This is a genomic window from uncultured Tenacibaculum sp. (assembly GCF_947502995.1).
GTDB lineage: Bacteria > Bacteroidota > Bacteroidia > Flavobacteriales > Flavobacteriaceae > Polaribacter.
Map to the genome: position 1 here is coordinate 185,642 of NZ_CANNBW010000001.1, position 22,192 is coordinate 207,833.

The 22,192-nt window shown below is 31.0% G+C and carries 18 protein-coding genes; 9 read left to right on the plus strand and 9 right to left on the minus strand.

The genetic code is table 11. From position 1 onward, the window contains the following. The first annotated feature begins 58 nt into the window (after positions 1–58). Complete coding sequence (gene tsaB, locus Q1A46_RS00820; protein ID WP_299672947.1) at positions 59–730, plus strand: tRNA (adenosine(37)-N6)-threonylcarbamoyltransferase complex dimerization subunit type 1 TsaB; 672 nt, start codon at positions 59–61, stop codon at positions 728–730. Here the strand turns inward: tsaB and Q1A46_RS00825 are convergent, their stop codons facing one another. The 3 genes from Q1A46_RS00825 to Q1A46_RS00835 form a co-directional block, all read right to left on the minus strand. After that, positions 731–1,408, minus strand: coding sequence for a hypothetical protein (locus tag Q1A46_RS00825; RefSeq protein WP_299672950.1), 678 nt, complete (start codon positions 1,406–1,408; stop codon positions 731–733). 16 nt (positions 1,409–1,424) lie between these two features. Beyond that, positions 1,425–2,225 carry a mechanosensitive ion channel family protein gene (locus Q1A46_RS00830; protein ID WP_299672953.1) on the minus strand — a complete coding sequence of 267 codons (801 nt, stop codon included), beginning with the start codon at positions 2,223–2,225 and terminating at the stop codon, positions 1,425–1,427. Between the two features lie 244 nt (positions 2,226–2,469). Next, positions 2,470–2,670: a dodecin family protein gene (locus Q1A46_RS00835; RefSeq protein WP_299672956.1), complete on the minus strand. Its 201-nt coding sequence runs from the start codon at positions 2,668–2,670 to the stop codon at positions 2,470–2,472. A 160-nt stretch (positions 2,671–2,830) separates the two neighbouring features. On the opposite strand from Q1A46_RS00835, the gene Q1A46_RS00840 reads away from it, so the two are divergent. After that, the gene (locus Q1A46_RS00840) at positions 2,831–3,181 is read left to right on the plus strand and encodes a nicotinic acid mononucleotide adenyltransferase (protein ID WP_299672959.1); all 351 of its coding nucleotides are present in this window, start codon (positions 2,831–2,833) and stop codon (positions 3,179–3,181) included. Positions 3,182–3,260: 79 nt separating this feature from the next. Here Q1A46_RS00840 and Q1A46_RS00845 read toward each other — a convergent pair whose 3' ends face one another. From Q1A46_RS00845 to Q1A46_RS00860, 4 genes are all read right to left on the minus strand, one after another. Then, positions 3,261–5,219 (minus strand): hypothetical protein, encoded by a 1,959-nt coding sequence (locus tag Q1A46_RS00845; RefSeq protein WP_299672962.1) that lies wholly within the window; start codon positions 5,217–5,219, stop codon positions 3,261–3,263. Between the two features lie 151 nt (positions 5,220–5,370). Further along, positions 5,371–8,199 (minus strand): TonB-dependent receptor, encoded by a 2,829-nt coding sequence (locus Q1A46_RS00850; RefSeq protein ID WP_299672965.1) that lies wholly within the window; start codon positions 8,197–8,199, stop codon positions 5,371–5,373. Between the two features lie 314 nt (positions 8,200–8,513). After that, complete coding sequence (locus Q1A46_RS00855) at positions 8,514–8,999, minus strand: thioredoxin fold domain-containing protein (RefSeq protein WP_299672968.1); 486 nt, start codon at positions 8,997–8,999, stop codon at positions 8,514–8,516. A 90-nt stretch (positions 9,000–9,089) separates the two neighbouring features. Continuing rightward, positions 9,090–11,441: a TonB-dependent receptor gene (locus Q1A46_RS00860; protein WP_299672971.1), complete on the minus strand. Its 2,352-nt coding sequence runs from the start codon at positions 11,439–11,441 to the stop codon at positions 9,090–9,092. 112 nt (positions 11,442–11,553) lie between these two features. Here Q1A46_RS00860 and Q1A46_RS00865 point away from each other — a divergent pair, with 112 nt between their 5' ends. Beyond that, a complete protein-coding gene (locus Q1A46_RS00865; RefSeq protein WP_299672975.1) occupies positions 11,554–12,210 on the plus strand; it encodes a metal-dependent transcriptional regulator in 657 nt (218 codons plus the stop codon). Beyond that, the gene (locus Q1A46_RS00870) at positions 12,207–13,043 is read left to right on the plus strand and encodes a ZIP family metal transporter (RefSeq protein ID WP_299672979.1); all 837 of its coding nucleotides are present in this window, start codon (positions 12,207–12,209) and stop codon (positions 13,041–13,043) included. The genes Q1A46_RS00865 and Q1A46_RS00870 overlap by 4 nt, the downstream gene beginning before the upstream one ends. Positions 13,044–13,289: 246 nt before the next feature. Here the strand turns inward: Q1A46_RS00870 and Q1A46_RS00875 are convergent, their stop codons facing one another. Both Q1A46_RS00875 and Q1A46_RS00880 read right to left on the minus strand, forming a co-directional pair. Next, positions 13,290–13,856: a cysteine hydrolase family protein gene (locus Q1A46_RS00875; protein WP_299672982.1), complete on the minus strand. Its 567-nt coding sequence runs from the start codon at positions 13,854–13,856 to the stop codon at positions 13,290–13,292. 6 nt (positions 13,857–13,862) lie between these two features. Then, complete coding sequence (locus tag Q1A46_RS00880) at positions 13,863–14,813, minus strand: carbon-nitrogen hydrolase family protein (protein ID WP_299672985.1); 951 nt, start codon at positions 14,811–14,813, stop codon at positions 13,863–13,865. A 209-nt stretch (positions 14,814–15,022) separates the two neighbouring features. On the opposite strand from Q1A46_RS00880, the gene Q1A46_RS00885 reads away from it, so the two are divergent. The 5 genes from Q1A46_RS00885 (at position 15,023) to kbl (ending at position 22,079) form a co-directional block, all read left to right on the plus strand. Further along, on the plus strand, positions 15,023–15,712 hold the full coding sequence (locus tag Q1A46_RS00885) for a hypothetical protein (protein ID WP_299672987.1): 690 nt from the start codon (positions 15,023–15,025) through the stop codon (positions 15,710–15,712). A gap of 124 nt (positions 15,713–15,836) precedes the next feature. Then, the gene (locus tag Q1A46_RS00890) at positions 15,837–16,835 is read left to right on the plus strand and encodes a helix-turn-helix domain-containing protein (RefSeq protein ID WP_299672990.1); all 999 of its coding nucleotides are present in this window, start codon (positions 15,837–15,839) and stop codon (positions 16,833–16,835) included. A gap of 3 nt (positions 16,836–16,838) precedes the next feature. Next, positions 16,839–17,666, plus strand: coding sequence for a DUF2911 domain-containing protein (locus Q1A46_RS00895; protein WP_299672993.1), 828 nt, complete (start codon positions 16,839–16,841; stop codon positions 17,664–17,666). Between the two features lie 66 nt (positions 17,667–17,732). Continuing rightward, positions 17,733–20,858, plus strand: coding sequence for an exodeoxyribonuclease V subunit beta (locus Q1A46_RS00900; RefSeq protein WP_299672996.1), 3,126 nt, complete (start codon positions 17,733–17,735; stop codon positions 20,856–20,858). Between the two features lie 24 nt (positions 20,859–20,882). After that, positions 20,883–22,079, plus strand: a complete 1,197-nt coding sequence (gene kbl, locus Q1A46_RS00905) for a glycine C-acetyltransferase (protein ID WP_299672999.1) — start codon at positions 20,883–20,885, stop codon at positions 22,077–22,079. The last annotated feature ends 113 nt before the right edge of the window (positions 22,080–22,192 follow it).

Here is a 22,192-nt window from a genome sequence, read left to right on the forward strand (position 1 = left end):
AATTAATTTGTGAGGTTTTTTTTTACGTATATGATATATTTGCAAAAAAATTATTTTAATGGCTTTAATTTTAAATATAGAAACATCTACTAAAAACTGCTCTGTTTGTATTTCTAATAAAGATGAAGTTATAATATCTAAAGAGTTAAATGATTTGAATTATTCTCATGCAGAAAAATTGCATCCATTTATTTTAGATGTTGTAAAATCTTCTGGAGTTTCTATCGAAAGTTTAGATGCTATAGCTGTAAGTAAAGGTCCGGGTTCTTACACTGGTTTACGAATAGGAGTTTCAGCAGCTAAAGGACTTTGTTTTGCTTTAAATAAGCCATTAATAAGCGTTGAAACACTAAATGCTTTAGCACTTTCTATAGATGTAAAAGAAGAGGCTTATATCATTCCAATGTTAGACGCTAGACGTATGGAAGTTTATTCTGCAGTTTTCACAAATTCTAAAGAACAAATAAGAGAAGTAAAAGCTGAAGTTATAGATGAAAACTCTTTTAAAGAGTATACTGATAAAAAAGTTTATCTGTTAGGTGATGGAAGTGATAAATGTAAAGAGATTTTAAATCATCCTAATTTTGTTTTCGTAGAAGATAAACATCCTTCTTCAGTACAAATGGCAGAATTAAGTTATGCTAAGTACAAAAAAAACGACATCGAAGATGTCGCTTATTTTGAACCTTTTTATTTAAAAGATTTTATGGTTACTCCACAAAAGAAATAATTATAAAGAACTATAGTATCTTAAAATTCTAAATAAATCTTTCTTTCTTTTGTGTTTTAATTTGTTTGTTTTAGCAAACTCTTTAACCTTGTCTTTTTTATCTCCCATTAACTTGAAGAAAGCTTTCTTTTTCTTTGGTAGTTTTTTTAATTCACCTTTTCCAAAGTCTAAATAGTAAACATCTTTTATTCTTTTAAACCTAGCAGGTTTAGAATTTTCGTAACTAGATACAGCTTGCTTTTCCTTAAGGAATTTTACTTTTTGCTTACATAATAAAGTAAAGTTTTTTAAAGGTAATTCTTCCTTGTAGTATCCAATAGTTTCTGTTACAGGATCTTTATGAACGCTGTAAGCAATTTTTAAACTACTATTATATACTCTGTTTCCTTCTTTTCTTGGTAACTCGTATGTTTTTGAGTTCGACTTAATTTCAACAACGTCTCTATAAGCATTGTATCTAAAAAGTACTTCATTTGGATATTCATTAATTTTACCTTGGAAAAAATCTTTAACGATATAAGGAGAACCTTCTACTCCTGTGTAATCTACATTTTTCCCTTCTTTACTAATTAAATCACTAAAGAATCTACCTCTTGAACTCCCCGAAGAACCTATACTTTGTGCGAAAGTAGTAGTAGTGATTAAAAAAACTAAAACCTTAAGAATGTTTTTTGTCATGATTTTTGTATTTACTCTATTTTTGAATTTCGACCGAATGTGGATAAGGTATTTCGATCCCCGCCTTATCTAATTCAATCTTTGTATGTTCTATAATGTGAAAATATGCATTCCAATAATCAGAAGATTTAACCCAAGTTCTTGTAATAAAGTTTACAGAACTATCAGCTAATTCTCCTACTAAAACTACTGGTGCAGGGTCTTTTAATGTAAAAGGAGTGTTTTCAGTCACTGATAAAAGCACTTCTTTCGTTTGTTTAATATCAGCATCATATGAAACACCAAATGTTAAATCAACACGCCTTTTTTCTTCTGATGAATAATTAATAATATTTCCGTTAGATAAAACTCCATTAGGAATTATTACTTCTTTATTGTCTACTGTATTTAATTTTGTTGTAAAAATCTGTATGTCTTTTACAACACCTTGTTCTCCTTGAGCTTCGATGTAATCACCCACTTTAAATGGCCTAAAAATCATAATAAGAGCGCCACCAGCAAAGTTTGATAGAGAACCTTGTAGTGCCATACCAATTGCTAAACCAGCCGCCGCAATAATTGCAGCAAAAGAAGTTGTTTCTACTCCAAGTTGACCAGCAACAGTTACTAGTAAAAAGATTTTTAAAGCCCAGTTAACTAAACTTCCTAAAAAACCACGAAGAGATGTATCTATACCTCTTTTTTCCATCAATTTCTTAACCGTTTTGGTTATAATACCTATAACCCATAATCCAATAATTAATAGCAATAAAGCTGCTACTACTTTTGGCGCGTATTCGATTAATACATCTTTGAATTTTTCTAAGTTTTTTTCCATGTTTTGATTGATTGTGAAAAGGGTTATTCAATTCTACAGTCTAGTAATCGACATCAAAATTCAATATACTCACTGAATTTTTTAATCGTGATTACGTAGTATAACAGTTAAAAATAAATAACTCCTACCTGTTTAATAAAAATTTAAATGTTTTTGGGTATTAATTAACACTATTGTCAATTAAATAAATTAAAAAAAGCGGTATTTGATACCGCATTTTATGATAGTAGTAGTTTTGTTTTACTTATTTAACCTCAAAGGTTACTTTTAAGTTTACTCTAAATTCGGATACTTCATCATCTTTTACGACAACACTTTGTGATTGTACAAATGCCGATCTGATGTTTTTTACAGATTTAGATGCTTGACTTACTGCTTTTTTAGTAGCATCTTCCCAGCTTTTTTCTGAGTTAGCTAGAATTTCAATTACTTTCATTACTGCCATAATAGAATTTTTTAATTAATTACTAATTACAAATATAAAACTATTTGATATTCAAATAGGAAAAATCCCTAATGTTAATTTAACGTAAACAAAAGCTTGTTTAAAAGTAAATTTATTGTTATATTTGTAATATAAATGTTAATGAATAAATGTTTTAGATATGAAAAAATTAGTAGTTTTAGTTTGCTTCTTAGTTATGGGTAGTGTATTCGCTCAAAAGGAAACAAAATCTTTATACGAGAAAGAAGGTGATTTAATAAAAGTAACTCACTTTCATAATAATGGTAATGTTAAGGAACAAGGTTTTTATAAAGACAAGTTATTACATGGGAAATGGGTGATTTATGATGCAAAAGGAGATAAAAAAGTAATGGCTTTTTATGAAAGAGGTAAAAAAGTAGGTAAATGGTTTATCTGGGAGAAAGATGAATTAAAAGAAATAAACTACGAAAATAATGCTATAGCTAGCATTCAATCTTGGAAAGAAAGTACTAAGATTGCAGTTAAATAAAGAAACTACTACGAAAGATAAAATAAAAAAAACCGAGATCATTAGATCTCGGTTTTTTTATTTTATTTAAATATTCTGATTATAAGCTTGCATTTCTCCAAGTCCATCCAGAAATATCTACTTTAGTTCCTGTCATGTAAGTTGCAGTAGTTGAAGCTGCAGCACCATCAATAATTACATTAGCTAAAGGTCCGTCATCTTTCATGTCGATGTTTGTAGTGTAACCTTCTAACCAAATGTTGTTAATTGTAGCTCCAGATTGCTTTTTAAATTGTAAAGCAGTTCCTCCTACAGTAGAAATAGCAGTTAAGTTTGTGAAAGTTGGGTTTCCGTTATCCTTATCTCCTTCAAAAGCAGTAGAGAAACCAGCTATTGTATGAGTAATGTAAGTATTAGTTACTGTACCATTCCATCCTTCAGTCCAATCTACTGAATCATCTTCGTTATTTTCTAAGTATAAGTTAGAAGCATTAACTGTACCTCCGAAGAATTCAACACCATCATCAGAACCGTTAATTACAGAAATGTATTCGATAGTAGTTCCAGATCCAACAGCGTATAAAGAAAGTCCGTTGTATTGAGATTCAGAATTAATTTGAGCTCCAGTTCCTTTTAAAACTAAATATCTTACAGATCCAGAGTTATCATTATCTACAGTACCTCCATAAATAAATCCACCAACTTCAGCTTCAGCATCTACACCAGCAGTAGTAGTAGCTTTACCACAAATTGTTAAACCTCCCCAGTCACCAGGGTTTCCGTTTACAGAAGCAATAACTACTGGGTTAGTAGAAGTTCCTTGGATGTCTATTTTACCACCTTTTAAAACAGCGATATAAACTCCAGTTCCACCATCTCTAGCTTCAATCTTAGTTCCAGCAGGAATAATTAATTCACCACCTTCTTGTACGATGTAAGAAGAATTTAATTTATAAGATAAAGAAGGATCTAAAGTAACTGTTCCAGAAACTGTTCCTTGTAATAAAGTAGCATCAGTACTTAAAGTAGAGTTTACCCAAGCAAAGTTAGCAATATCAACAGTTGGAGGGTTAGTATAGTTTAATAATGGATTAGCTTCAGCACCTTCGATAATAACGTTAGCTAATGGTCCATCGTCTTTCATATCAATAGATACATCATAACCAGTTAAAGATAAACCAGTGATTGTAGCTCCTGATTGTTTCTTGAATTGTAAAGCAGTACCACCTACAGTAGATACAGCAGTAACATTGTTAAATTTAGGATTATTATTATCCTTATCAGCTTCAAATGCAGTAGAGAAACCTCCTTTAGTGTTAGAAATGTAAGTATTATCTACAGTTCCGTTCCATCCTTCTGTCCAGTCAATAGCATCATCTTCACAGTTTTCAACATAAATGTTAGTTGCATTTACTGTACCTCCGAAGAATTCAACACCATCATCAGATCCATCTACAACAGCAACATTGCTAATAGTTGTTCCTGATCCAACAGCATATAAAGAAACACCGTTATATTGAGATTCAGAGTTAATTTGAGCACCAGTTCCTTTAATTAATAAGTAGTTAATAGAACCAGAGTTGTCAGCATCGTTAGTGCCTCCATAAATGAAACCACCAACTTCAGCTTCAGCACCAACACCAGCAGTAGTTGTTGCGTTACCACAAATTGTTAATCCACCCCAATCTCCTGGATCAGCAGAAGCAGAAGACATAATAACAGGACTTGAAGAAGTACCATTAATGTTGATTTTTCCACCTTGTAAAACAGCAATATAAATTTCAGTACCACCAGCAGCAGCTGTAATGTTTGTACCAGCAGGAATAGTTAAAGTTGCCCCACTTTTAACGATAAATGCTTTTGTTAAGTTATAGTTAGTACCAGCTGATAAAGTAAAATCTTGCTCTAAAGACCCACTCATGATACCATTATTTAAATTTTCAATTACTTCAGAAGCTGGAGGATTTCCAATTGGTTCTGGATCATCGCTACAGTTAGTTAGGGTTAATGAAGCGAAAGAAAACGCTGCTAATCCTAATAATTTTGTTACTTTTTTCATTTTACTTGTTTTATTCTATGTTTTTGTTACATTTTTATGCTACAAAGAAATTCTATTATCCTTTTGAAATCTTTAACTGTATGTTAATTATAGGTTACAATTACTACTTGTGTAACTGTTGTAATCTTAACAAACAGTTAAGCGGATATTACTAAAACTTATATGAAAGACCTAGGCTTAATTGTGTACCACTATTATATCTTCTAACTACTTCGTTAGTTTCTATTAAAGTGTTTTGGTTTCTAATGAATTGTGTTTGATCTATGTCTGGATTTAAAAGGTTTCTACCGATTAACTTTACTGTTAAACCTTTAGAAAGTTGTTTGCTTAAAATAAGATCTAAAGTAACAAAGCCTTTCTCAACAATCTCTTCATTAAATAATACTGCACTGTTAGCAAAATCTTCAGGACCACCTAAAGAGAATACTTTATCAGAAGAGTAATTACCTACTAAAGTCGCAATAAACTCTTTTTCTGTTCTAGAGTTATATGTTAAAGACCCGTTTAAGATTAAGTCTGATGCTCCTTGTAAATCAGATTCAGTTCTACCATTGTATCTAAAGTTTGGTAATAAATCCTGATTAAACCACATTTTAGTTGCGTTTGCAGTAAAATTTAAAATACCTTTTTCATCTTCGTTTTTGATGATATCTAATCTACTTTCAACTTCGAATCCGAATACGTTAGCAGACTCACCAGTGTTAGCAAATTGGAAGTTTCCTGAAGAACCACGAGTAATAGAAAGGTTAATTGGGTTTTCTATTTGCTTGTAGAAAGCTGTTGCAGAAACTAATTCTCCTCTACTTGGGAAGAATTCCCATTTTACGTCGATGTTATATACATCAGATTTTTCTAAATTCTGGTTACCTTTCACTACACGACCAGTCGGAGAAACATATTCAAACGGAGATATTTCTTTAAATTCTGGTAATGTTTGCGTGATACTTGAAGCAAAACGTAAGAAATGCTTCTCATTGATTTCATATTTTAAGTTAACACTTGGATAAAGGCTACTATATACTTTTTCAGTTTGTCCAATTCTTGGAACATTAGTATCTCTATTAATGAAGTTTGCTACATCCCAAATTGCATTAATTTGATCTCTTTCGTAACGGATACCAATATTACCAGATAATTTATTATCAAATTTAAAATCGAAATTTGCAAAACCACCTAAGATTAATAATTCACCCATGAAAGCATCAGGAATACCTTCTCTTAAAGTTAAGTTGCTAGCTAAACCATCTGCAGTAAATACTGTAGATAATTGATCGATTGAAGGAGCGTTTACACCTCTTGCTCTTACTCCGATGAACTGAGATCTGAAGTTTCTTTCTTTATATCTAAAATCAAAACCATAATTTAATTTGAATGGTTTATTGTCATCTTCATCTAAAGCTCCTAATTTCCATCCGTTTTCAACAAATGCATTAAACTCAGTATCTTCAATTTTTTGACTAGACTTACGTTGTTGGAAATCACCTACAGCAGAAAATTCAATTTCAGGACTATTAGCAATATCTAAAATGTTTACTTCATTTCTAACTCTATTAGGCTCTTCTGCTAAAACAAAGTTGAAACCACCACCCCAGTTAAGAGTATTACTTTCATTCCATTTGTGCTCACCTAATAATTGATTTACAAACATTAAAGTTTGCTTAAAGTTTTGATCTCTTACAAAAGCACCGTCTTCTTGAGGATCTTGATCAAATACATAACCGAATCCTTTTCTTCCTGCTTCGTATAAAATTTCGTTTCCAGTATTTACAAATAAAGTATTGTATTTTAATTTGTTATTACTGTTTAATTTTACTTTTAGGTTTAAATAACCAGTAGCATTATAATTTGTAGTGAATCGCTCTACATCTCTTCTGTTTGGATCTACACCAAAAGCTAAAGTTTGAGGTAAATCATCTTCTAAAGTAGAGAAACCATTATCTTCTATATTTGAACGGAATGATCTAAAAATTTCATCTCTGTAGTTGCTAGATTGAGAGTAAGAAGCAGTAGCGAAAAGTCTAAAACCTTTTCCGAATAATTGAAACTTCTTACCTCCAGAAATAGAACCGCTAAAGTTTAAAGGTTTGCTATCTGCAGTTTTAGTATCCCATCCTTGACGAGTAATTAAATCTACAAGAGCAAATTGTTTTTGGTGAAATCCTAAAGTAACATCATCACTAATTATAGTTTGTCTGAAATCACCATCCATATTTAAAATGTTAGAATTAACTCCACCGCTAAAACTAACAGAAAACATGTCTTTAGAGTATTCTTTAGAAACCACATCTACATTACCAGAAGCTTCATCAGCATATCTAGAACTAGAATACGTTTTGCTTATACCTACATTTTGAATAACACCAGTAGTGAATAAGTTTAAGTTAATGTTCTTTTTATCTACATCATCTGAAGGAATTGGTAATCCGTTCATACTAGTAGATAAATATCTATCTCCTAAACCACGAATGTAAATGTCACCAGAACTTTCACTCTTAGTTACACCAGAAATTTTAGTTGTAGCATTAGCTGCATTACTTACACCCTTCTTTGCAAGTTCTTGAGCTCCGATACTTTCTTTAATTATGGTAGCTTTCTTTTGTTCTAATATTAAAGCGCTTTCCTTCTCTCTATTAATAGTAGTAGTAATTTGAACTTCTTCTAATTGTTCACCACCACTAGCACCAAGTTCTTGGTTTATAACTAAAGTTTTACCAGCTACAACTGTAATTGGTTTTTCTATAGTTTGGTAACCCACAAAACTAAAAACTAAAGTGTGATTTCCTGCAGGAACAGAAATGGTATATTTTCCATCTAAGTCTGTATTACCACCGATAGAAGTACCTTTGATAAATACATTAGCAAATGGTAAGGTTTCACCATTCATTTCTTTATCAGTAACAGTCCCCGTAACTGTACCCTTGTCTTGTGCAACGACCATTTGACACAGACAAACTAAAGCAATCAATAAAATTTTTTTCATTTTTACGTATTCTAAAATCAATTGCAAAAGTCTACTGATTGTGTAAACAAAAGGTTACTTTTAAATTATGCTTAGTTTATTAGAATGTTTATTTTATGTTAAGTAAAAGAGTATTGAAAGTTAAGCCAAATAAAACAGCTACTTCAGGCTTGATGAAGTAGCTGTTTGTTTATTAATTGATTATGTGTGTTAATTATTAATAAATTCTCTTCTTATGAAGTATGTTTTTGGTTTTTGATAATCCTTTTGAACAAAATCTTCTAGGTAACTATCAAAAATATTTTGAATCAAGTTTGATCCAAAAACCCATTAAATTATTTATTTTGATTGATAGCTTTTAACATTTTTTTGCTGTCTAAATATTCAAAGTATCGTGCTGAAATTTTAAACTTCTCATCTAAAATTATTATTGCAGGAAGTGAGAAGTCTTTATTGTTTCTTGATGCTAACAGTAAAGGAATATCATGAGTAGGATTTCTTTTTTTGCCAATTTGTTTATTGATAAAGGTATCACCTCCCAAAAAGATCTTATCAGTACTTTCAGCATTCATTTTAACAGCATAATAACTAGTGTTTAATTTTGAAATAACTTTAGGGTTTTTAAAAGCCACCTTTTCCATTTTCTTACAGTAAATACACCAGTCTGCATAAAAGTCAATAAATACTTTCTTAGGTTTTACAGAAAGTGAATCTTCTAACTGTTGAAATGTAATCCAGTTAATACTACTATTTTGTTGGGCTGTTATAGATTGAGGTAATAAGTAAAGTAATAGTATGTATGTTATCTTTTTTAAAATCATGATATTATAAAACTAAGACCGTTACTTATTTTGGCTTTTGAATTACAGTTTGTAATAAGAGTAACGACCTTAGTACTAATTATTTTTATATTAATGAAGTTTCCCAAATTTTATACCTACAAAAAATGTTCTTGGTAGGTTCGGACCGTAAACATAGTCAGAATCACGACCTGCGCCTGTATCAAAATCATCTTGATAGCTATTGAAAAGATTATTAACTCCACCTGATAAAGTGATCATAAAGTTGTCATTAAAATCTATATGTTTTTCAAGTTTTAAATTCAAATCAAAAAATGGATCCACTTCGTTTAAAGATAAAAACCCTGTGTCACTTACTACTAATGGTACAATCATCTTACCAGTGTAAGTACCAGTAAGATCTACATTGAATTTTTCACTAGGTATCCAAGTTGCATTTAGATATCCATAAAAATTAGGAACTCTAACAAAATCTTCTATAATAATATCGTTTTCTCCAGGGGTTCCATCACTTTCAAAAAGTATTTGTGGTTCATCATATTCAGTACGCTGTAAAGTTCCACCCAATTGAAAACGCCATTTAGGATTTGGTGAAATTCCTAATTCAAAATTAGAACCAAAAACACTGGCATCAGAACCATTACGAACTTCTTCAAGAATAGAGCCATTTGCTAATGTAGCGCCTGTACTTACTATGGTGAAAGGATCTTGTAAGCTAGTGAAAAATGTTTCTAAGAGTAAATCGACTTGTAGTAAATTAATCGTTTTTGAGTAATTAAATGACCATGTAAACGCATTGGAAAACTCAGCGTCTAAATTATCTGATAAAATAACAAATTGTTGTTCTCCACCTACACTAGAAATATGTAAATCTTCATTGAAAGCTTGTGGAGCTCTAAATCCGCGTGCATAACCACCTCGTAATTTTATTTCTTTAGAAAGTTGGTAAGATAGTGTCAACCTAGGAGAGATTGCTGTTTGATTAATATCAGCTTCCCTAGATATTCCGCCGATAGTATATTTACCATCAACAGCGATATGATCTAATCGAGTACCAAATAAAGCTGTAAACTTTTCAGAAGGTTTCCATTCGTATTGCGCAAAAACACCTAATGAATTTACACTTTGATCAATCAATCTATTATAACCAGGAATTATGTCCTCTGTGTTACTTATGTTATACTCTGCACCAGTTGTAAGTACATCATTATTTTTTAAGTGTTTCGTGAATTGAGCACCATTAATCCAGGCTAAATCTTTAGTAGTTCCAAATGCATTATTGGCTGTAATACTATCTTGTCTTGTTCTAGCACCACCTAAACCACCATAATAACTATCTCTATTGGTGTAAGAAGCCGATGTGTATAATTGAAATTTACGGGTATTATCTTTACTACTTATTTCATAATCTGCTCCACCGATAAAAGTATCGTGATCTAGTTCTTCTGTAATATCTGTGAATTGAGGAGCTAATTCTAAACGATCACCCCCACGTCTGTATTCGCGTATAGCATTAAGATTTACTGAAATTCTGCTACGATCATTAGGTTTTATAAAGGCTTTTGCACCTACAGTTGTATTGCGTAATTCTACAATTTCAGTAAAGCCGTCATTATTCGCGTCATAAGATTCTCTGTTGCGATAAGTTCCATAGAGTGTAATACCGCTACTAAGATCATCAGCAACATTAGAAGTGTTGAAAGTAACATTTTTGTCCCAAGCATCTCCGTCAATAATAGCTAAATTACTACCAACTTCCCAAGTGTTTAGTACCGGGTCTTTAGTGATTATATTTATTGTACCTGCGATAGCATTAGAACCAAATAAAGCAGAACCACCACTACGAACTACTTCTACACGATCTATGATGTTTGTAGGAATTTGTTCTAAACCATATACTCCTAATAGTGAACTGAAAACTGAACGACTATTTAAAAGTATTTGTGTGTAACCGCCATCTAAACCGTTAAGTCTAACTTGTGTAAATCCACAGTTTTGACAATTGGTTTCTACTCTTACACCTGGAGCATAATTTAATCCGTCTGCTACTGTAAGGGATTGAGTAGCGTTTAATAAACGTGGTTTTATAGAAGATACTATAACAGGAGTATTCTTTCGTTCAACACGATTTCTGGTTGCGCTTACAACCACTTCATCAAGACCTAATATATCTTCAATAAGTTTGAAATCTACTTTTTTATTTTCTCCTTGCGATACTGTAATTTGTCTTTCTACACTACGAAACCCTTGTGAACTTACAATAAGAGTGATTGTTCCGGTCGGTGTTTTAAAGTTGTAATTACCGTCTTTATCGGTTGTAGTGCCTAAATTACTTCCTTTAACTAGTATTGTTGCAAAGGGTATAGATTCTTCACCCGATACTACAGTGCCGCTTACTTCTGCTGTTTGCGCTTGTATACCAATACTTAGTAGTAAAAATATGATTTGATAAATGAATTTCATTTTGTTTTTCTAAAATTTATTTCGATGCAAATATAAACTAATTTTTAGACTCACCTAAAAATTGAATTTCACTAATATAAATTTTGTATGTTTGCACTAGGAAAAATCAGTTATGTTTTCACAATCCGAAGAAAATTATATTAAAACAATTTACCACTTAAGCATAGATTTTGATGGTGGTATAAGTACAAATGCTATAGCAAAACAGTTAAGTACGAAAGCTTCTTCTGTTACAGATATGGTTAAGAAATTATCTGAAAAGGAGGTTGTGGTATATAAAAAATATCAAGGTGTTACTTTAACTGATTTTGGAAAGAAAGTAGCTGCAAGTATTATTAGGAAGCATCGATTATGGGAAGTTTTTTTAGTGGAGAAACTCAATTTTTCATGGGATGAAGTTCATGAAGTTGCAGAACAGTTAGAGCATATAAAGTCTCCAAAGCTAATTTCTGAATTAGATGCATTTCTAGGATATCCAAAACAAGATCCGCATGGAGATCCTATTCCAGATGCAGATGGAAATATTCATCAAATAGAAAAGAAACTATTGTCGTTGTTAACTATAGGTGAAAAAGGAGTTTGTGTTGGTGTTGATGATACTTCGTCTGAATTTTTAAAGTTTTTAGACAAGCAAGGAATAGGTTTAGGAAATAGTATTAAAATAGTAGAAATAGAACCTTTTGATGGTTCTTTCGTAATAGAAGTAAATGAGAAAGTACTAACTATCTCAAATAAAATAGCAAGTAATTTATACATACAAAAAAGATGAGTTTTTTTGATCAACTAGTTAATTTCGCCAAAGAACATCCAATTCAAGGAGCATTGTATGCTTCGTTGTTTACTTGGGGATTAACAGCTTTAGGTGCTGCGTTAGTCTTCTTTTTTAAGAAAATGAACAGAGCAGTTTTAGATGGAATGTTAGGTTTTACTGGTGGAGTAATGGTAGCTGCAAGTTTTTGGAGTTTATTATCACCAGCTATAGATAACAGTCCGGGTGAAGGTTTTGTAAAGGTTATTCCTTCAGCAATTGGTTTCGCGTTAGGAGCATTAGCTTTATTCGGAATGGATAAATGGTTGCCACATTTACATATCAATTTTAAAGAAGAAGAGGCTGAAGGTGTAAAAACAAATTGGCATAAAACAACATTATTAGTTTTAGCAATTACATTACATAATATACCAGAAGGTTTAGCGGTGGGAGTTTTATTTGGAGCTGCATCTACATTAGTAGGAGTAGAGCAAACAGAAATGATTATTGCTGCTATTTCTTTAGCGATTGGTATTGGTATTCAAAATTTCCCAGAAGGATTTGCAGTAGCAATGCCTTTAAGAAGACAAGGTGTAAGTCGTAGAAAAAGTTTTTGGTACGGACAATTATCTGCTATAGTAGAGCCTTTTGCAGCTGTATTAGGAGCATTAGCAGTTTCTTTCTTTACACCAATTTTACCGTATGCTTTAGCTTTTGCAGCAGGAGCAATGATTTTTGTTGTAGTAGAAGAAGTGATTCCAGAAACACAAAGAGATAAATACACAGATATAGCTACGCTAGGTTTTATAGGTGGATTTATCGTAATGATGTCTTTAGATGTTGGTTTAGGATAAAAAAGAATATACTTATCCATAATGTGCAATAGTAAACAAACGTCAACCTGAACTTGTTTCAGGTTCTTGTCATGAATTCTTGTTTGTTAGCGTTATGTGGTTCAGGAATAAATTCGGAATGACGCTAAAACATCAAATATGATTTATAACGGATATTCAAAAAAAGAATAATCAAATTATATGAAAACAAAAAAGAGACGCTAATTTTTTAGCGTCTCTTTTGATTTATAAAGTAAGTTTTAAATGCTATAATCGTTTTAATAATTCCTCTGTAGAAATTACTTCAGCAAATTCTTCATTCAAATTCGCTAATGTGGTTTGATGAATAGTTTCAGCAGAGAAAACTTCTCCGTTAATTCCTTTTCTATCAAATGTTGCTGTGGCATCAGAAATTAAAAAGGTGTTAAAACCTAAATTTCCAGACATTCTTGTTGTTGTAGAAATACAATGATTTGTAGTTAATCCAACAATTACAACAGTGTTGATATTGTTCTCTTCTAAAGTCTCCTTTAGATTTGTTCCTATGAAGGCACTATTTACATTTTTAACAATTATAGGTTCGTTTGGTAAAGGTTTAATTTCATCACAAAGTTGAAAACCAGGGTGCGATTCATGTAATAAAGATTTCGGATCTTGAGAACTGTGCATAATGTGATACACAGGTAATTCAGCAGCTCTCCATTTTGCTAAAATCTCTTCGCATTTTTTTTCAGCATCTTTATTGTTTCTATTTCCGCCCCAATAATCTTCGTCCTCAAATCCTTTTTGAATATCAACAAGTAGTAAAGCGGTGTTCAAATCTTTTAAGCTCATAAGTAATTAGTTAGAAAAATCAATAATAGATTGTCTTTCTGTGTTTAAAGTAAGTTTTGTAATATCTGGTCGAGAATAATGTCCGACACAATCAAAATTATGACGTTCTTCTAATACTTTCTGAAAATCAATTTCTCCAGTAAAAAGTCCTTCTTTTCCTGTAGCTGGCGGAATCACCCATTCTCCATCTGGGCCAGCAATACAAGATCCTCCGTTTGCTAAAACTTCTGGAGCATTTTCTACAATTACATCGTAATTTGGTGTGTCTTTAGGGAAATCTTCAATACTCATAAACCCACTAACAGAAACTACAAACGATCTACTTTCTTTAGCAATAAATTTCGTGATATCAAAAGTATTTCTTTCTGCGCCAGGCCAAACAGCAACATGTAAATTTTCACCTTGGGCGTATAAAGCAGTTCTTGGTAGTGGCATCCAGTTTTCCCAACAATTTAAGCCACCAACTGTAAAGTCTTTTAATGGGTGAACTTGTAATCCATGTCCGTCACCAGGAGACCAAGTTAGTCGTTCTTCGTATGTAGGTTGTAATTTTCTGTGAACAGATTTAATTTCTCCTAATTCATTAATGTAAACAAGTGAGCAATACAAGCTGTGATTTCCTCTATTTGCAGCTCTTTCAATAATACCTAAATAAATAGCGATAGATTTTTCTTTAGCGATTTTGCAGATATCATCTAAATCGCCTTTTTCAATCTGAACAGAATTCTTGATATAATGAGCATGTATCTCTTTTTGGATTTGTGAATTGAATTCAGAACCATTAGTTATCGATAACCAAAACGGATATCCAGGTAATAATCCTTCGCCAAATATCACAAGATCACAATTTTCATCTGCTGCCTGAAAAATGTAAGATTTCACTTTATCAATGGTCTTTTCTTTGTTCAGCCAAACAGGAGAAATTTGCGCCATTCCAATTTTTAAGATACTGCTCATTATAGTTATTTAGGTTTGTTTGTTACACGAATATATTCAAAAATGAGATGAGAATTTTAAAATGAAAACGGATTTAACAAATTGTTATAAAATGTAGAGTTTGCAACAAAACTCGTGTGTTATAAGTACATATACCGTATGCGTACATCAAAAAATTGTTTTTAAAAGCAGCTTGTTTTTGTTTTGATGAAAATTTTAAAACAGAAAAAATGAAATTAAAATTGATGGTTGTATTGTTGTTGCTTTTGACTAGTAATTTCTATGCGCAAAAAAGTGTTCAACAATACGAATTTAAAAAAGGAGAGGTGTTAGATATACTTTTAATTAGTAATACCAAAAAAGGTTTTAACAAATTGTTCGATCGCTACAAGAAAACTATTTTTCCTGTGGGAGTTAAATATTCCTTCACTCCGCAGAAAGGATTTAAAACAGATGAGCTGATCTTCGGAAGTTATCTTCCGAAGAGTTTGATTTTTGGAAAGTGGGAAAATATTGTAAAAAGAGAGCATTTTTTAAATGTTATTGAAAAAGAAGTTCCAGATTTTCATGAGCAAAGAAGAAGGTTGTTTACACATTTTGAATTAGCATATTATGAAATACAAAGTGATATAAAATTTGAGATTAATCGAAATAAATATAATGTAGTAACCTCGTTTTGGAAAAAGAATAAGAAGAGTGAAAAATTTATAAAAGAATGGATTCAAGAAGTTGAAAAATCAGGAGGAAAGATTATTATAAAACTAACAAACGGAAAATCTCCTTTAGGCTATTATTATAATCCTACTTTAATTACAATTGTAACTTGGGAAACTAAAGAAGCATTTCAGTCTTTTTTAAAGAAGCATCCGTTGTCAATTTATAAAGATTTAAAACATGTACATCAATTTGTAATTGATTAAATTCACCACAAAAAATATGCAAACCATACTTAATCAACTTATTTATTTTGGCTTTTTCCAAAGCCTGTTTATCATTAGTATTTATTTTATTTCTTTAAAAAAGAGGGAGTATATTAATAGTTTCATGTTGATTTTAATTGCTGTTCTCTCTGTAGGTTTTTTAGGTAAAGTTTTGCATAGTGGTGGTTTTTTCAATAAGAATTTTAGACTAATTGCTATGTCGGAGTTTTCTGCCTTGCTATTTGGTCCAACTATTTTTCTTTTTGTAAGATCTGTGTTGCATAAACAAAAGTTTATAAAGAAAGATATAGTGCATTACCTGCCAGGTTTTTTCTATTCAATATTCATCTTAAGTTATTTTATTTTGCCATCTAGAGAAACCCAATTAGCGAGAAATAAAGTTGTTCCGTTAATGCACGTGATTTATATGTGTCATGCTGTGGGATTAATCGTAAACATTTGGTATTGGTTTTTGGGCGTTAAAGTTTTTCGATCTTTTTCTGAAGTATATCGAAAAGAGATTTCTTATGTTCCGCATACAAAGTTCTTAAAGAATTTTCTTGTAATAACAGGATTGTGTTTACTAGTTTGGTTGATTTTATTTTTAACCAGTTTCTTAGGATTTCCAATGTTAGAACGAAATTCAAGACCATACATCTGGCTGATTTTCACATTCATCATTTTCTTTATTACCTACTATTTAATGTTGAATCCAAAAGTGTTACAATCAATTCCAGAGTTAGAAGAGAAAAAGTATCAGCAATCAAAATTAGATGTTCAAGATTTAGAACGATTAAAAGTAGATTTAGAACAATTAATGCTAGAGAAGAAACCTTACTTAAATAACAAACTTTTAAAGAAGGAATTAGCCGAAATGTTAGGAGTTCATAGTCCAGAATTATCAAGATTATTGAATGAAAACATAGGAATGAATTTCTTTGAATATGTCAACTACTATCGAATAAAAGAATTTGTACAATTAGCAGAATCAGAAAAAGGAAAACAACTCACATTTTTTGGATTAGCTCAAGAAGCTGGATTCAATTCAAAAACAACATTTAATAAATCATTTAAAAATTTGATGGGAGTATCACCATCAGCATATTTCAATAAAAATCAGTAAAAAATGAAACATAAAATTATCATTCTATTTCTTTTCGTCAATGCAGTAGTATTTGGACAAATAAAAACTCCAAGTTTAAGTCCGAAATCTGTAAGCACACAAAGTGTCGGACTTTCAGAAATTACTATAGAATATTCGAGACCAAGTAAAAGAGGAAGAAAGATTTTTGGAGAATTATTGCCGTTTTATCAAGTATGGAGAACAGGAGCAAATTCAGCTACCAAAATATCATTTTCAAAACCAACAAAAGTAAACGGTCAATTATTAGAAAAAGGAAGTTATACGCTGTTGAGTTATCCAAATAAAAACAACTGGGAAATAAAATGGTTCAGCTATTCGAGTTCTAGATGGACAAATTATGTAAAAGAAAAACCTTTGTTTACTATTCAGGTTCCGGTAAACAAAATGTTATCTAACGTAGAGACGTTAGATATCCGTTTACAAGATATTACGTTAAACAGCGCTAAACTCTTTATAGAATGGGAAACGACAAGAGTTGTAATTCCTCTAGAATTAGATGAGCAGAAAGAAATATTAAAATCAATAGATAAGACCTTATCTGGTCCTAGTAACAACGATTATTTTAGAGCGGCAGTTTATTTGCACGAAACAAAAACAGATTTAGACAAAGCTTTAAATTATGTTCAAAAAGTTACGAGTTCAAATAAAGCTTTATTCTTTCAAGTAACAAGAGAAGCTTTAATACTTAAAGATTTAAATAGAAAATCAGAAGCTTTAGATTCAGCAAAACGAGCTTTAGCGTTATCAGAAAAAGCGAAAAACGACGATTTTATAAGAATCAATGCTAAACTTATTAAAGAGTTGCAGTAACTCAAATATTAAAATTACCCTATTTATTTAGGGTAATTTTTATTTAACTTGCATAAAATTTAGTACGTGCAAGATACATCTGTTTTTCAAATATATAATGCTTCAGCAGGTAGCGGAAAAACGTTTACACTTGTTAAAGAATATCTTAAGATTTTGCTACAGTCGAAAGATATCTTTTACTTTCAAAAAGTTTTAGCAGTTACATTTACGAATAAGGCGGCAGGAGAAATGAAAGAAAGAGTGTTAAAAAACTTAAACGCTTTTTCTAATGGAGAGTCTACAGATATGCTAGAATTGATCTTGCAAGAAACTCCAATAGATGTAACTATAATTAAAGAAAGAAGTCAGAAAGTTTTAAATGCAATTCTTCAAAACTATTCTGCATTTTCAATTACAACTATCGATAGTTTTACGCATAAGATTATTAAGAATTTCGCTTATGATCTTGGACTAACTTTAAATTTTGAAGTTGAAATGGATGCGGTTTCATTGCTGAATGAAGCAGTTGATATTTTAGTTTCTAAAATTGGTGTTCGAAACGATATTACGAAACTTTTAATTGAATATTCTGCATCGAAAATAGATGAGGATAAATCTTGGGATGTTTCTTTTGAATTGAAAGAATTTTCTAAGGTTTTACTGAGAGAAGACGATGTAAAACATTTCAGAAAATTAAGTCAGAAAACTGTTGGAGATTTTAATGCTTTACAAGACAAGCTAAAGAAAAGTAAAAAGGAAGCAGTAAAAAGATTAAAAGAAATAGGGTTAAGAGGATTAGAAGTGATTGCTACTATGAATCTCGATCATAAAGATTTCTATTATTCTTTAATTCCTAAGCATTTTATAGCCTTACAAAAAGATCCACTACAAGCTAAGTTTTTCGATCAAAGTAAACTGAAAGAAAGAATAGAAGAAAATATGTTCTATTCGAAATCAAAATCTGAAGATATTAAATCTGCAATCGACGGAATTCTTCCAGAACTTTTGAATTTATATTTTGAATCAGAAAAGATTTTTCAAGATGTATTATTACAACAATTAGCTTTAAAAAGTTTGGTTCCATTAGCGGTGTTAAATAATGTCAATAAGGAATTAAATACGATTAAAGAAGAAAATAATATTCGATTAAATGCCGAATTCAATCAACTGATTTCAGATCATATTAAAGATCAACCTACACCATATATATATGAAAGAATTGGTCAGCGTTTCATGCATTATTTTATTGATGAAATGCAAGATACTTCAATCTTACAATGGCAAAATTTAATTCCTTTAATAGATAATGCTTTAGCACAAGAAAGTAGTAGTTTACTATTGGTAGGAGATGCAAAGCAAGCAATTTATAGATGGCGTGGAGGAAAAGCAGAACAGTTAATTAATTTAAGTTCTTCTGAAAATGTAACTTTCAATATTGAGAAAGAATTAAAGCTTTTAGGAAGAAATTTTAGAAGTTATTCTGAAGTTATCAATTTCAATAATGATTTTTTCCAGCATGTAGCCACCTTATTTTCTAACCCGAATTATAAAGAGTTATTTATAGAAGGAAATCAGCAACAAGAAAATAGTAAAACTGGAGGTTGTGTTAGTATTTCGTTTTTAGAAAAGAAAGAAGATAAAGAAGAAGAGAAAAATAAATATCCAGAAAAAGTTTATCAGCAAATTGTAGAGTTACAGAATGAATACGTTTTAAGTGAAATTTCTGTTTTAGTTCGCAAGAAAAAAGAAGGAATTGCTGTTGCGAATTATTTATCAGAAAAAGGAATTCCAATAGTTTCATCTGAGACATTGTTGTTAGCGAATAGTAATAAGGTGCTATTCATTATTAATTTCTTGAAGTTAATTTTATACCCGAATGACGAGCAAAACCGATTCGAATTATTATGTTTTTTGCACAAGCATCTACAAACAAATAATGATCTACATACATTTCTAACAGACAAGGTAAAGTGTGGTTTGCCAACTTTCATAGAGTTGTTAAACGATTTGGGAACGAATTTCAAATTAGAGCTTTTTAATACGTTGCCTTTCTACGAAAAGATAGAATATATCATTCGCGGATTTTCGTTATTAGAAACATCAGATGCTTACGTGCAATTTTTTCTTGATTTAGTTTTAGATCAACAGGGAAGAGGTGTTACGATTCAAGATTTCTTAGATTTTTGGAGTTCTAAAAAAGATAATTTAAGTATTGCAACGCCAGATGAATCTGAAGCGGTTAAAATAATGACAATTCATAAATCTAAAGGTTTAGAGTTTCCTGTGGTTATTTTTCCTTTCGATTTAGATATTTATCGACAAGTAAAACCTAAAGTTTGGTTTCATAATTTGTCAAACGACTTTTTAGGTTTTGAAGAGTTACTTATCGATTACAGTAAAAGTCTCGAATATATTAATGACTTAGGGAAAGAAATTTACCATCAACAACGACAAGAATTAGAGTTAGATAATTTCAATCTACTATATGTTGCATTAACAAGATCGGTAGAGCAATTACATATTATTACGGAAAAAAGATTGACTAAATCAGGTGAAAATATGAATTATTATTCAGGAGCTTTTATTTCTTATTTGAAAAAAGTAGGAAGATGGGAGGAAGATGTAAATGAATATGTTTTTGGAGAAACAAAAAGAAATAGTAAGAAAGTTGTTGTTGATACTAATAAATTGAAATTACAAGATCAATTTATTTCTACTTCTTGGCAAGATCATAATATTGTTTTGTTGTCAAGTGCATCGAAAGTTTGGAATACCGATGCAGAAGAGGCTGTTGCTTACGGAAACATTACACACGATATTCTATCTAAGATAAAAACGAAGGAAGATGTAAATGAAGTTTTAAACTTTTATAAAAGTAAAGGAGATTTAGATGTAGAAGTTTTAGATAATCTTATTGCTCGAATTCGAGATATTTTAAATCATCCTAAATTGACTTTCTTTTATTCTGAAGGGGTAACGGTTGTTAACGAAAGAGAAATACGAAATGATATGGATGAAATTATTATTCCAGATCGTTTAGTGTTCTATAATAATATGGTAACTGTTATCGATTATAAAACAGGAAAACCTGATCGTTCACATATGCATCAAATTAATAAATATGCTAACGATTTAAGTCAGTTAAATTTCAAGGTAGATAAAAAAATATTGATATATATAAATGATGAAATTTTAGTGGAAGAAATTGCATAATTTTACCACACAAACAAACAAGCCATGTACGGAAAAATAAAAGAACATTTACAAAAAGAAATCCAGAATATCAAAGATGCTGGATTATATAAAACAGAACGAATCATTACATCTTCTCAAGATGCTGTAATTAAGATTTCTACAGGTGAAGAAGTAATCAACTTTTGTGCAAATAACTATTTAGGTTTATCAAATCACCCAGAAGTAATTCAGGCGGCTAAAGATACTATGGATACTCATGGTTTCGGAATGTCTTCTGTGCGTTTCATTTGTGGAACTCAAGATATTCATAAAGATTTAGAAGCAAAAATTGCTGAGTTTTATCAAACTGAAGATACCATTTTATATGCGGCAGCTTTTGATGCAAACGGAGGTGTTTTCGAACCATTATTAACAAAAGGAGATGCTATTATTTCTGATAGTTTAAATCATGCTTCTATCATCGATGGTGTTCGTTTATGTAAAGCAGCACGCTATCGTTATAATAATAACGATATGGCTTCATTAGAAGAGCAATTAATTGAAGCGAATAAACAAAATCATAGGTTTAAGATTATTGTTACTGATGGAGTATTCTCTATGGATGGTATTGTTGCTGAATTAGACAAGATTTGTGATTTAGCTGATAAATACGATGCAATGGTTATGATAGATGAGTGTCATGCAGCAGGTTTTATTGGTGAAACCGGTAGAGGTACTTTAGAGTTAAAGAGAGTAATGGGTAGAATAGATATCATTACTGGAACTTTAGGTAAGGCTTTAGGCGGAGCAATGGGAGGTTACACTACTGGTAAAAAAGAAATTATAGAAATTTTACGTCAAAGATCAAGACCATATTTATTTTCTAACTCACTTGCGCCAGCAATTGTTGGAGCTTCACTAAAGGTTTTTGATCTGTTGTCTAATGATACTTTTTTAAGAGATAAATTGGAATGGAATACAAATTATTTTAGGTCTGAAATGGAAAAAGCTGGTTTTGATTTGGTAGGTGCAGATGCAGCTATAGTGCCAGTAATGTTGTATGATGCAAAGCTTTCTCAAGTAATGGCAAATGAGCTTTTAAAGGAAGGGATTTATGTTATAGGATTCTTTTATCCTGTAGTTCCAAAAGAGCAAGCAAGAATTCGTGTTCAATTGTCTGCTGCTCACGAAAAAGAGCATTTGGATAAAGCAATAGCGGCATTTAAAAAAGTAGGAAAAGCGTTGAGTGTAATTTCGTAAAAGACGAACAAAAACTTGTTTTTTTTATAAGTTTTTGTAGATTTGCTTTTGTAAATAAGTTTTTAGAACTTACATTTGCGTTATATATAAACGAACTTTTAATTTAAATTTTT

Bases quoted from the DNA above. Each gene is read 5' to 3' on its own strand.
- Q1A46_RS00875 (WP_299672982.1), bottom strand. From the start codon at position 13,856: ATGAGCTTAAAAGATTTGAACACCGCTTTACTACTTGTTGATATTCAA.
- kbl (WP_299672999.1), top strand. From the start codon at position 20,883: ATGTACGGAAAAATAAAAGAACATTTACAAAAAGAAATCCAGAATATC.
- Q1A46_RS00885 (WP_299672987.1), top strand. From the start codon at position 15,023: ATGAAATTAAAATTGATGGTTGTATTGTTGTTGCTTTTGACTAGTAAT.
- Q1A46_RS00860 (WP_299672971.1), bottom strand. From the start codon at position 11,441: ATGAAATTCATTTATCAAATCATATTTTTACTACTAAGTATTGGTATA.
- Q1A46_RS00835 (WP_299672956.1), bottom strand. From the start codon at position 2,670: ATGGCAGTAATGAAAGTAATTGAAATTCTAGCTAACTCAGAAAAAAGC.
- Q1A46_RS00880 (WP_299672985.1), bottom strand. From the start codon at position 14,813: ATGAGCAGTATCTTAAAAATTGGAATGGCGCAAATTTCTCCTGTTTGG.
- Q1A46_RS00830 (WP_299672953.1), bottom strand. From the start codon at position 2,225: ATGGAAAAAAACTTAGAAAAATTCAAAGATGTATTAATCGAATACGCG.
- Q1A46_RS00890 (WP_299672990.1), top strand. From the start codon at position 15,837: ATGTTGATTTTAATTGCTGTTCTCTCTGTAGGTTTTTTAGGTAAAGTT.
- Q1A46_RS00825 (WP_299672950.1), bottom strand. From the start codon at position 1,408: ATGACAAAAAACATTCTTAAGGTTTTAGTTTTTTTAATCACTACTACT.
- Q1A46_RS00865 (WP_299672975.1), top strand. From the start codon at position 11,554: ATGTTTTCACAATCCGAAGAAAATTATATTAAAACAATTTACCACTTA.
- Q1A46_RS00855 (WP_299672968.1), bottom strand. From the start codon at position 8,999: ATGATTTTAAAAAAGATAACATACATACTATTACTTTACTTATTACCT.
- Q1A46_RS00870 (WP_299672979.1), top strand. From the start codon at position 12,207: ATGAGTTTTTTTGATCAACTAGTTAATTTCGCCAAAGAACATCCAATT.
- Q1A46_RS00850 (WP_299672965.1), bottom strand. From the start codon at position 8,199: ATGAAAAAAATTTTATTGATTGCTTTAGTTTGTCTGTGTCAAATGGTC.
- Q1A46_RS00895 (WP_299672993.1), top strand. From the start codon at position 16,839: ATGAAACATAAAATTATCATTCTATTTCTTTTCGTCAATGCAGTAGTA.
- tsaB (WP_299672947.1), top strand. From the start codon at position 59: ATGGCTTTAATTTTAAATATAGAAACATCTACTAAAAACTGCTCTGTT.
- Q1A46_RS00840 (WP_299672959.1), top strand. From the start codon at position 2,831: ATGAAAAAATTAGTAGTTTTAGTTTGCTTCTTAGTTATGGGTAGTGTA.
- Q1A46_RS00845 (WP_299672962.1), bottom strand. From the start codon at position 5,219: ATGAAAAAAGTAACAAAATTATTAGGATTAGCAGCGTTTTCTTTCGCT.